The sequence below is a fragment of the Herbivorax alkaliphila genome (genome assembly GCF_030848475.1).
In the GTDB taxonomy this organism is placed as follows: domain Bacteria; phylum Bacillota; class Clostridia; order Acetivibrionales; family Acetivibrionaceae; genus Herbivorax.
Genome location: NZ_JAVDDS010000066.1, coordinates 1 through 13,266 on the forward strand (window position 1 = coordinate 1; position 13,266 = coordinate 13,266).

General features: G+C 27.1%; 7 protein-coding genes. All 7 read left to right on the plus strand.

All coding sequences use genetic code 11. The features are described from left to right. Positions 1-1,873 (plus strand): PD-(D/E)XK nuclease family protein (locus RBH29_RS15980; protein ID WP_306697995.1); only part of this gene is annotated, 1,873 nt, incomplete at its 5' end. Then, positions 1,863-4,067 (plus strand): UvrD-helicase domain-containing protein, encoded by a 2,205-nt coding sequence (locus RBH29_RS15985; protein WP_306697996.1) that lies wholly within the window; start codon positions 1,863-1,865, stop codon positions 4,065-4,067. The genes RBH29_RS15980 and RBH29_RS15985, both read left to right, overlap by 11 nt. Before the next feature lie 134 nt (positions 4,068-4,201). Beyond that, the gene (locus tag RBH29_RS15990) at positions 4,202-5,935 is read left to right on the plus strand and encodes a phosphoadenosine phosphosulfate reductase domain-containing protein (RefSeq protein ID WP_306697997.1); all 1,734 of its coding nucleotides are present in this window, start codon (positions 4,202-4,204) and stop codon (positions 5,933-5,935) included. A gap of 11 nt (positions 5,936-5,946) precedes the next feature. Then, the gene (locus RBH29_RS15995) at positions 5,947-6,846 is read left to right on the plus strand and encodes a DUF4007 family protein (RefSeq protein ID WP_306697998.1); all 900 of its coding nucleotides are present in this window, start codon (positions 5,947-5,949) and stop codon (positions 6,844-6,846) included. A gap of 18 nt (positions 6,847-6,864) precedes the next feature. Continuing rightward, positions 6,865-10,560, plus strand: coding sequence for a hypothetical protein (locus RBH29_RS16000; RefSeq protein ID WP_306697999.1), 3,696 nt, complete (start codon positions 6,865-6,867; stop codon positions 10,558-10,560). A 215-nt stretch (positions 10,561-10,775) separates the two neighbouring features. Beyond that, on the plus strand, positions 10,776-12,773 hold the full coding sequence (locus RBH29_RS16005) for an HD domain-containing protein (RefSeq protein WP_306698000.1): 1,998 nt from the start codon (positions 10,776-10,778) through the stop codon (positions 12,771-12,773). Between the two features lie 72 nt (positions 12,774-12,845). Next, positions 12,846-13,079: a hypothetical protein gene (locus RBH29_RS16010; RefSeq protein ID WP_306698001.1), complete on the plus strand. Its 234-nt coding sequence runs from the start codon at positions 12,846-12,848 to the stop codon at positions 13,077-13,079. Positions 13,080-13,266 lie beyond the last annotated feature (187 nt).

The window sequence follows — 13,266 nt, forward strand, 5'->3', positions numbered from 1 at the left end:
GCCGCGTCCAATAGCATCATATCCTATTGGACAGTTTGTATTTCAGATTTATAGTATAATTGCTAATGGAATGACTATAGAGGGCTTCAAAATGATTCTCTATTCTAATTGGCACTATAATGTAAACAAGACAGATGAAAAATGGAATGAATTTATTAGTCAATTTAAAAATGTTCATGCGTATTTTGAGAATCTAACTAGAATAGAAAATTGGATTGAACAAGCAGAAAAGATATTAATATATAAATATGAAACTTCTAAAATTGATTTATATAGATGGCATCCTTTTAATCATATAGACATAGAATTCATAAAATCTTTGTCTGATATATTGAAGGAAATTCATATGATTATTAACTTAGTAAAAGATATTGAGGGTAGCATTGAGGAACATATCGAAGAACTAAAAAATCAAATAATGGATGCTGGCAGAATATTAAATATTGAAAAGCAAGATATGAGTTTTGATCAAATAATAATAAAAAAATTTAGTACTGCAATTAGTCAAATTGGTAAAAATTCTATAGTAAGTGGAATAGATTCAAACTATTTTTCTGATAATTTAAAAGGTATGCTGACAGATTGGGAAAAAGATTTTTTAGAAGATGAAATACCTGATGGAATCAAGATAAATGTAGTGAATCTAGAGAACATGCACAAGTATAAATACTCTTTCTTTATGATGCTTGAGTCAGACAAATATCCTAGAAAATACAAATATGAATTTCCCTTTACAGAAGAAATACTACAGATTATGGATGATAAGAAATATGAAATTAACAAACGTCCAGCTGAAATTCATGGAATTAAGTATCACTTAAAGTTAGAAAGATATCTATTTAAAAATGTACTTGATTTTACTAAAGACAAACTATATATAACTTTTGCTGAAAAAGAGGATAAAATTACTAACAAACCTTCAATTTTTGTTGAAGACATTACTTCTATGTTTGATGAAAATATAGAAGATGTTTGTCAAAGTAATATCATAAAATCAAAAACAAGTTTTAGTTTTAATAAAAACAAATATACATCTATAAAACTACCCAAAAAGAAAAAGTATTCGGTAAACGAATTAGGAAAATACATGTTGTGCCAAAGATTATACTTTCAATTGTACTATAATAATCAATACAAACATATTGCATATTCAAATAGCTTTCAGTTAAAGTTCTATTGTGAAGCTGTTTTGTATTGTTTAGTAATTGAGAAATTCAAAGAATATAGTGAAGCTAATAATATTATTTATTCTGCACATAATGATGAGTTTTATTTTATCATAAAGTCACTTATAGAAGATTGTTTTCCTAAAGTTATAAAATACTTTAGTTTTATAACTGAGTATGAGAAAAAAGACATAAAAAATAGGGTTTTGAGTAAAGTTGTTAGATTTATAGTAGGAAGTATTCATTTTTCTAAATTTAATGAATTTAAAGTAAGAGAATATGAAGAAACAATCACTTCTGATAGATACAAATATAATTATATTTTTGAGAATGATATTCTATTTACAGATGCTAGTAGTAAAATTATAAGAAGATATCAGACTAAAAATATACTTGAATTTTTGACGTGGAAAACAGGATTTAAAGGAAATAGAGAAGAAGTCAAAGAAACTAATGAGATTATTGAAGCTTTAGAGGAAAATGACCCTGATATTGATAGAATTAGTTTAACGCGAAAACTTATCTTTAGAATAAATGTTTTTTTTAAAGATAACTACATTGTTGCAAATGAAATTGCAAAAAAGATTGAAAACACCGACTTTAAGTTGGCAGAGATGAAAAAGAGTAGGTTTTGTAATTACTGTATGATGGAAGAAATGTGTAAGGGTTTTCGTCATATGTCTAAGGAGGATAGGGATGAACTTTAATAAGTATAATAAAAAATTAAAAGAAAAAAATACTACAGATATTCAAAATCAGGTTATATTAGATGAAGTCTATCCAAATTATTTAAAGGCAGGTGCCGGAACAGGAAAGACAGAAGTTCTTGTACGTAAGATAATGCACATTATTGAGAATGTAGAAGGTGTTGGTTTAGATAATTTTGCAATAATAACTTTTACAAATAAAGCAACTGATGAAATGAAGGAAAGGCTAAGTGAACGTTTTTATTACGAGTGGTTAAAGCATAAAAAAATTGCTGTTAAAACTGGGAAAATAAAAACAGAAGAGTTTATGAGAACTCAGGTAGAAATAACCAATATGCTTTATATATCTACAATACACGGTTTTTGTGAAAAAATTCTTAGAAAATATGGACTTCATATTGGTATTCCTTCAAATTTTAAAATTGCATCTATAAAGAAGAATGTTAATGAAATAATAAATTCTATAGTCAACAAACATCATCATGAATACGTATTAAGAGAAATACCTCAATATAAAGTCGCTAAATTGCTTAGTATACTATTAGAGGATAATTGCAATAAGGGAATTGAATTTGATAGGGAATCAGTTAAAGAATATAATTTTAATACTGAGAATAATGATTATTGGAATGATTTTAAAAGGCTTTTTATGGATATGTATCTTGAAATATCTGAGAAAATAGATGAATTTAAACACTCTGAAAATGTTTTAACTACAGATGATTTAATCAAAGAGGCTGCTCTTTTGATGAAAAACAAGTATGTTCTTGATAAGGCAAGCGAAAAATACAAATATATTTTAATTGATGAGTTTCAAGATACAAATAAGGATCAATTTAATTTAGTTAATTCTCTTATGAATAATGGTGTTAATGTTTTTTTAGTTGGTGATGAAAAACAGTCCATTTATGCCTTTCGTGGATCGGATATAGAAAATTCTGTAGAAATGTCAAATATTATTTCAAAAATAAAAGAAAAGAGAAATGAAAATTTACCTAAATCAGTCATGAATGAAAATTTCAGGACGGATTACAAACTTCTTAAAAAGATAAATGAAATATTTAATCATGATTTTTCATTTAAGGGAACCAAGATAGATTTTCAAAAAATGAGACTTGAAAAAATTGATGAATTAAAAGCCTCTGACAAATCAGAAAAAAATCCTATTAGAATATCTTTTGAAACAGATATTATTGATGTTATTAACCATCTTGTTGAAAATGAAAAAATACGTGGTAAGAAAATATCTTATGGAGATATAGCTGTTTTTTGCAGGAGCAATTATGATTTAGATGTTTTAGCCGACCGTTTAAAAGGTGCTGATATACCTGTTGAAGTAGCTGGAGGTAAAGGTTTTTACAAGTCAAAAGAAGTAATAGATACATACAAATTATTTAACAGCATAATAAATACAGGTAAAGAATATAAAACTGAATTATATTTTACCGATTACTATAAAGCTATTACAGAAAATGAGGCAGACATAGATTTTGACAATTTTTTAAATGAACTTTCAACAGTTTTTAGAGAAGATACAGTAGAGAGAATAATTGATTTTATTTATTCTGAGACACATATAGAAGAGTACTATTATTCAAAAGGAATGTATCAGCAAATTGCAAATCTTCAAAAATTAAAGGATAAAGCAAGGGATTTAATGATTAAAGAATTTATGCAGCCAATACAATTTCTTGAATACTTAAATGTTATGATTATGTCTAATCAGGAAGAAGATGATGCGGATATTGCTGAAGTTGAAAAAAATAGTGGAGTAGTTTCTTTATATTCAATTCATAAAGCAAAAGGTCTTGCTTTTAAGGTTGTCATTGTGCCATATTTTGATAAAAAAATAAACAGACCAACTGTATACCCTAAAATAATCTTAAAAAACAAATCAGGTGAAAAGAGGCTTGCAATTGGTAGTGACTATTTTAATGATGAGGTAAAAATAGAGGATAAAGATTATACAGAGCTTTTAGAGAATAAAATAATTGAGTTTCTTGAGGAAGAATTAAGAATACTATATGTAGCTCTTACAAGGCCAAAGAATATGTTAATACTTTTGTGTGATAATTCAAAACAGTACTTAAATAAATGTATGAAACAAATACAATTTGTTTCATGGGCTAAATGGATATCAGAAATTGATAATGGCCACTTTTTAAATGATCACATCTGGCAAATAGAGTTTTGAGGATAAAAGTCTCTTGAATGTAGTTGTATATTAATATAATATATAATTATGATTTAAAAAGAAGAAAACCTATGAAAATACTCCTGTAAAAACGAAGGGTGATACATATCTGGTGTAAAAATTGCGAAAAAGAAGTGCTTGAAAAAATATGTCCTACATGTAATGAAAAAACTCAAGAGGATATTCCTGTTGAGATATATTGGTGTGATAATTGCAACGTTCCAATAATAAGAAGTGCAAATGACACCAATAAGCATTGTTGTACTCTTTGTAAGGGAAAGGTTTATTACTTGACTGTAGATTTGAGACCAGTTTTTCCAGAAGAGAGGCTTTTGATGGAAATTATAAAAAATATAGAACCTTTCCAGCATGAAAAGGATGCTGTATGGGCAGCTACAGGCAATAAGTATTATATAAATGGTTTGAAGAATAAAAAGTATTTTATTAGTGCAAAAGATATGAAATTTGCAGATATTGATTATATAATAAAAAAATTAAATGAAAATAAAGATAGAATTAATTATAGTTATTTTAATAAAAACATAGATAATTTTATTAAAGCAAATAAAGACAGGCTTGATTATTTAAAAAATGAGGCCTATAATTTTATAAATGAGGCAAGGGAAGGGTATGCAGACCAGCAAATAATGGTATCCTTCTCAGGAGGAAAAGATTCTACAGTGGTTTCAAGCTTAGCTTTAAGAGCATTAGGTATTCCTCAAATAATACATGTTTTTGGAGATACAACATTAGAATTTCCATTAACAAAAGAGTATGTAGAAAGATTTAGAAAAAATAACAGGCAGACTATTTTTAGGACTGCTGTAAATGCTGATCAGGATTTTTATGAGGTTTGTGAAGATATTGGACCACCAAGTAGAGTTATGAGGTGGTGCTGTACTATGTTTAAAACAGGTCCTATTACTAGAACTATAGCTTCTACATTTAAAAGATATAGTTCTATACTTACGTTTTATGGAGTAAGAAAATTTGAGTCTGCAAGCAGAAGCAAATTTGAAAGGATAACAAAAAATAATGAACATGCAAAAATACAAAAACAAATTGTTGCTTCACCTATATTTTTTTGGAAAGACATAGATTTGTGGCTTTATATGCTGGCAGAAAAAATTGATTTTAACGATGCCTATAGATTAGGCTATGACAGAGTTGGATGCTGGTGTTGCCCAAATAATAGTGAAAGATCTCTTTTTTTATCAAAAATATATATGTCTGAGGAAGCTAAGAAGTGGAGAGAATATTTAATTCGATTTGCAAAGTCAATAGGTAAACCTGATGCAGAACAGTATATTGATGATGGCAAATGGAAAGCAAGACAAGGGGGATATGGTGTAGACGCAGCTAAAGATGTTAAAATAAATTATAATGACTGCACAACTGATGAAAATGCAAAGATATATAAATTAAATAAAGAAATGGATGACAACTTTTACAATATGTTTCTACCTTTTGGTATTGTTTCAAAAGAATTGGGTAAAAAACTTATTGGAGAGGTATTGGTACTGCATCAAAAAACCAATATACCGATTATATCTATTCAGCCATACTATGGTTCCGAGTATGTTCATGCAGTAAAAATACAAACTTTAAATGTAAATAAGCACAAGGACATTAAAAATCATGATGACCTTCAAAGGATGATTTCGTACCAGATAAGAAAATATAATGCATGTAGAAAATGTTTAAGGTGTGAATCTATTTGTAAATTTGGAGCAATTAAAATAACTAATAATTCATATATAATTGATAAAGAAAAATGCAAAAAATGCAAAATGTGTGTAACAGCAAAATATTTAGATGGTGGATGTATGATGTACAAGTATTTATTTGTATCTTCAAATAGAGCTTAGGAGGAAACTAAATGAAGTTTCGAGCACATGAGACCTTTTATATTAGAAAAGGATGGTTAAATAAAGGATTAAAAAATGTAAAAAAAGAACCTAGAGTGTTTTCAGATAAAGAATTTGTGCAGACAGATATTTTAGGGATAGGGGCTAATATGGTGAAATCCTTAAGATACTGGATGCAAGCAGTGGGGCTTACTGTGGAAGAAAGAGTTAATAGCCAAAAACCCCAACGGTTTACTAGGTTTGGTGAAATTGTATGGGAAAATGATAAATATTTTGAAGAGCCAGGAACACTGTATTTTCTTCATTACAAGTTGGCATCAAATAAAGAATTGGCTACATCCTGGTATTGGTTATTTAATGAATATAATGTAAGAGAGTTTTCAAAAGATGATTTTGTAAATGGTTTAGATGGGTATATTAGATTTAACGAAAAAGAACAAGAAGTTGCTATGAGTTCTCTTGAAGCTGATTTTAGCTGTGTTATTAATACGTATTTATCAAAGAGAAGAGGATTAAAAGAAGCAATAAATCCTGAAGATATCATTGAATCTCCTTTGAGTGAATTAGGGTTAATCGAGCATGACGAGTGTAAAAATATTTACTATAAAAAGAGTATTAAACAAGGACAAGTAAGTCCCTTAATCTTTCTAGCAGTAATACTTGAACACTATAAATTAACTGCTAAAAATAAGTTTAAGGAAATAAAAATAGCCGACTTGCTTGAGAAAAAATCTAATGTGGGTAAAATATTCAATATGGATTTAATGACATTAAATCATTATATTGATGAACTTAGTCAATGTGGTTATTTAAAGGCAATAAGGACTGCTGGAATAGATGTAATACAGATTACTACAGATATGAAGTGGGATGAGGCACTTGAAAAATATTACAATGAGATAAATTTATAAAAAGGTTGAGGTATGAAAATGAGCCAAAGAAAAAATGTGTTATCAAATATTATTAGCACAGCACCTGAATTTCAGTATTCCATAAATTTAGAATATGATTTTAACAGTGATCAAAAAATTAAAAATTATATTTTAACATCTAGTGCTATGGAAATAATGGAAGAAGTATTACTAAATTATAACACTACTTCAGATAGTACAACTAGAGCAAGGATATTAATAGGTCCTTATGGAAAGGGAAAGTCACATTTAGTACTATTAATTGCTTCAATGCTTTATAGAAAAGATGCAGGGCTTTTTTCTAATATTCTCAATACGATGAAACAGCATAAAAAAGAATTATATGACTTAGCAAAAAGTATTATTAATAAGCCTGAAAAGCTATTGCCAGTAATAATATCAGGTAACAGTCTTAGTATAAAGCAAAACTTAATGGTTGGACTAAAACAATCTCTTATTAGAGAAAAACTAGAAGAAATAGTACCGGATACTTATTTTGATTCTGCCATTAAAATGATTAAGTTATGGCAAAAAAAATATAAAGATACGTACAAAAAATTGGTGAATGAATTAAATATACCTATTAATGAATTTATAACAAAGTTAAGTCAATATGATAAGTCAACATATGATATCTTTACTTCTATATATCCTAAATTAACTTCAGGAAGTGAATTTAATCCAATTCAAATTGAAGATGTATTAGGACAGTATAAAAGCGTTATTGAGAAAATTAAGAGTGTGGGCTACAATGGGATTTTTATAATTTATGATGAGTTTAGTAAGTTTTTAGAAGCTAGTGTAGATGTTAATTCTTCTATGGAAATCAAACTATTACAGGATATAGCTGAGTATTGTAATAGGAGTGGAGGGAATCAACTTCACATAATGCTCACATCTCATAAAGATATTGATAACTATGTAGATAAACTTCCTAAAGAAAAAATAGATGCATGGAAAGCAGTTAATGAAAGGTTTAGACATGTTAGTATAAATAATTTAGAATCTCAGACTTATGAAATAATGTCAAAGGCTATTATAAAAGATGAAGTGCATTGGAACAGATTTAAGCAAGAAAACAAATTAAGATTTGAAGAGCTAGCAAAAGATGCTAGTAGGAGTGGGTTATTTGATGAAATAGGAAAAGACCTTGAATCTAAGGTTATTTATGGATGTTATCCACTTCAACCAGTGGCAACATATATTTTGCCTAAAATATCTGAGAAAATTGCACAAAATGAAAGAACTCTTTTTACTTTTTTATCTACACATAATAAAAATACATTGGGTTATTTTGTTAAAAATGTAGAAGGAGATTTACCATTTATAACAGTTGCTTATATTTTTGACTATTTTGAAGAATTATTCAAAAAGGAGAACTACAGTTCAAATATATATAAGGTTTGGAAAGAGGCAGTAAAAGCTTTAAAAAACGTTCAAAAATTAGGGGGAAAGCTAATAGATCAAGATACATCGAATAAAGTTATTAAAATACTTGCAGTTATTTATATGCTTGATGGTTTTGATAAAATTCCTCCAACCATAAATACAATAAAACATTCCCTTTTTCCATGTGTAGTAGATTTTAAAAATATTGATGAAATAGTACAAGATCTTGTAGATAATAAAATACTTCACTATATGAAAAGTAAAAGACATTTAAAATTTACAGAAGCAACAGATGTAAATATTGAAGATTTAATTTTAAATACAATAGAAAAAAGAAAACCTCTATACAATGTTAAATCTGCAATAAGAGAGTACAGCAAAAACTATTATGTTTATCCTGTGGGATATAATGATGAAAATGAGATTGTAAGATATTTTAATTTTGATTTTATATCAGGTGAAGAATTATTAGAAGTTAATGACTGGGAAAAGAAGATTTCTAGTATTAAAGGAGATGGCGTTATTTATGCTGTTCTCATAGATGATATAGATATTATTAAAGATATACGAAAAAAGATAAATAAAGTAAAAAACAAAAGAGTAGTTTTTATATTACCTCATAAACCTTTAAAGTTGTCAGATGATTTGAGAAAATACGATGCCATATACTATTTAATAGGAGAAAACGAGCACAGTAATTTTGATTCTGTGTTGAATGAAGAGCTTAATGTATACTTAGAAGATATTAAAAATATTATAGATAATAAATTAAAAACATTTACAGCCCCAGAATATAGATTAGCTGATTATTATAATAGTGGTGAGAAGGTTAATATATTTAGAAAGTCTACATTATCAAGACTATTGTCAGATATTTGTTATGATTTATATCCTCACATGCCTCTAATAGTTAACGATATGATAAACAAAAATAAAATAACAAAACAAATTAAGAATGCAAGGCGAAAAGTACTTCAAAATATACTTAAAACAAAAACAGAATATAAATTAGGTCTTCTTGGAAATGGTCCTGATTACAGTATAATGAGAGCTACACTTTTAGTGCCAGGAATTTATAAAGAAAAAACTGAGGATGATACAGCTTATCTGACAACGGAAGGACTTAATGAAAGGTTTTCAAATGTAATAAATATAATAAGAAAGTTTATAATTGAATCTAATGAAAATAAAAAAAGTTTTGGAGAACTCTATGATAAGTTAACAAAGCCTGAATACGGCATAGGGCTTAAACTAGAGCTTATACCAATTTATATTGCAGTTGTTTTAAGAGAATATAAAGAGCATACCGTAATAACATATAGTAATGTCGAAATGGAAATCACTGGACAGCTTTTAGAAAATATAAATCACAAGCCTTATGACTATGAAATATACTGTGAAACATGGAATGAAAAAAAAGAAAAATATATAAATGAAATGGAAAAGATTTTTTTAGATTATTTAGATGAAAGTGAGAAGGAATATAATACTTTTGAATATATAGTTAAAGCAGTTCACAGATGGTTTTTACAGCTACCTAAATATGCAAAAGAATATAAAGTGGACTATGTAAAAATACATAAAAAAGAAGGTGTGACGGATAGTTTTACCCCTGAAGCTATTGATCAAAAAATAGATAGGTTCAGAAATAGTTTAAGAGGAACTAAAATCAATTCAAGGGACTTTTTGTTTAATAAGCTTTTTAGTATATTTAATACAAAGGATTATGATAAAGTTATAGATGGTTTAAAAAAATGTATTGTATCCTTAGACAATGTTGAGTATGACTTAATAGAAGGATACTTAACGGATAACCTTAAAGAGATATTTGAACCTAGAGGAAATGAAGGGTTAACTTTAACTTCTGCTGCTAAGGATTGGTATGATGGTCTTAAAAGCAGTACAAAAAACAATGTTTTTGCAGATTCAAAAGATCAACTTTTAAAGAAGGTAAAAGAACTAGGTAATGATAATGTGGAGTTTGTAGAGAGTTTAGCTAAGATATTTACTGGATTAAGAATTGATGATTGGAACGATAATACTGTTGAAATTTTTATGAAGGATGTAAAGTGTGCTGTGGATAACATAAATGATTTTGATGAGCAGAATGTGATTGAGGCAGGAGACAAGGAGACATATAAAATTAAGTATTCAGATAAAAATGGTGAAGAAGTTGAGATGACATTTGTAAATCAAGATATAGAAGGTTTTAGTGAGAATTTATTAAATGATATAGAGACATTGATGTTTGAGGATTATAGAGAGGCTGTTTCAAATAGTCAAAAGATAGCGATATTGTTGAATGTGCTTAAGAAGTATTGTTAGAGTGATATAATAAATATTTTAATATATGTTGTAAAACGATATGGTTATAAATTATTAATTAGGAATTTTATGCTTAGATTGCATTGATACATTTTGAAAAAATTTTATACTTAATCCATGATAATTAATTATTAAATATTCTTGCACTTTAAACTGATAATAGGTATAATTTAGTTAAATGTGATTTGCATAGATAATTAAGGGAGAATTTCTTTATGGTTGTTGATAGAGCAACAAACGTTGCTGATAATATTCATGGGATAATTACAATTAGTGAATATGAAAAAAGAATAATTTCTACAACTATTTTTAATCGATTGCATAATATACATCAAAATTCTACTGCATACTTAACATTTCCTGCAAACAGAACAAAAAGATTTGAACACTCTCTAGGAACTATGTTTTTGTGTAGCAAAATATTTTTTTATAGTATTTCTAATGCAAAGTCTGAAACACTGAAAGAGTTTTTTAATGTATCACGTATGGAAATTGAGAAAGTATTTAACAATATTAAAAGTGATGCAAATTATAAAAACAAATTTGCTAATAGATTTAATAGAATAGATAATCTTAAAGATAGCCTTAGCATTTGTGGAGGTATATATAACTACTTCATGCCATCAAACATTGACCAAAACTATAAATGGATATATTGTGTTATATTTGAAGCAGTCAGAATAAGTGCTTTATTACATGACGTTGGACATCCGCCGTTTAGTCATATTACTGAAAATGCAATAAATGAAGTATATAAGCATATAGAAAACGATATAAGCGACAATGATAGGATAGGATACTTTTTAAAAGTAATAAAACCTTGTGTTGATGGAGATGCACAGTTACATGAAGAGATTGGAATTAATGTTTCTAAGAATATAACTCTTGCTGCTATCAAAGATTTAAATCAAAGTATGCATCATGATGATGACAAATATAGGAATCAAATATTTGAAGTACTTGTGAGAGAAATAACTATTGGGATTTTAACAGAAAAAACTGATTTTTTAACGGATATTCATAATATTATAGATGGAACACTAGATGGTGATAGATTAGACTATATTACAAGGGATGCATTAAACTCAGGATTAGATGTTGGAAAAATTGAGTATGAGAGATTAATTAATAGTATGAAACTACATTGTATAAAAAACAGATTTATATTCTGTCCGTCTATAAAAGTATTAAATACTTTAGATAATTACTTTCAAAGAAGATTTGATATATATAAAAATATAATATATCACCATAGAGTAGTTAAAACTGATTATTTATTACAAGAAACAATATTTAAACTTAGTTTAGAATATTTATATAGCAGTGAAAATGAGGGTACTGAAGAAAATGGAGATATATTGCCTTATGATATTTCAGGGATTTGGAAAGCAATAAAAAATCAAACTTCGGAATTAGAGTATTCTAATTCTCTTATACAGTGGGATGACTCTTGGTTAATAACGATATTAAAAAAGCATTATTTTTTGAAATATTATAATTTAGATGATATATTGTCATATAAGCTTAAAGAACTACTCACTAATGAAAAGTCGTATTATTCTATTATAAAGAAAAAAGAAGATTTTGGAAGAATTGATTTGGCAGTTGCTAAAGTCCTAAATGAAAAATATAATGAAGTAGAAGACATTATAGAATCTTTAAAAGAAAAATCGAAGAGTCTAGATGAGAATGATAAAAAAATGAATATAGATGAATATTTTAAACAATTAAATTTTATTAAAACAAAGAGTGAAAAATATATAAATGAAGAAAACATTACAGAGATTGGTGGATATATTTTACCAAGAATAAGTTCAAATTTGTTTGTTGAAAGAGTGAATCCTTTTGAAGAGACAACTGCAAAGGCAATATCACGTATTAGAGAAGAATATGGAGAATATTTTAAGGATATTATTATAATTCACAGAACCTTGAAAACTGGAATTGGTAAACCACTTTACTTATATAAGAATAATGACGATAGAGAAGATGAGATTTTATTGTATAAATGTGTTTCAAGCGTCCAAAAAACTTTACAATATGACATAGATTTTTATCAGAGTTTTTATGTATATGTTTTAAATCAAGAAAAGAAATCGTATAATGATTGTATAGCTATTTATAATAATTTTAGAGAAAGAATAGGAGAAGTAATTGGTGAAGAAATTATTAATAATATTAAAGAGCAACTATTAAAATTTAATAGTACCTAAAAAAAGTGTTTTATTTAGTATTTTATAATTATTAATAAATATATTAAGTTTTTACAAGGAGGATGTAAATATATGTGTTTTGTAAAAGCACCTGTTGAAAATGAAAGGGATATTAACTTTATAATTTATAATATGGTTTTATCTAAAAAGCATAAAGAATTTACAATAGATGAAATAACAAATGAACTACAGGATTATATAGACTGGGAGTATCAAAAAATTGAATTAAAAGTTAAAAAACTAGTTCAAATATGGATGAAATCTGGTATTATTGAAGAACATATTAATAGTTTTGTTAGGGTATAGTTTGTGTACGTATCAATCTATACGTTAAAAGCTCACTAAAAATTTTTTGAAATGTTATTTAGAAAGATGTCAGACAAAAGGTAATGATGAGCAATGGATTTTTAAGAATTGCAGGAAATGTGTAGACAAAACTATTTGTTATAGGGTTAACTGCTACCAAGCTTAAAGCTTAAATAATATATAACAA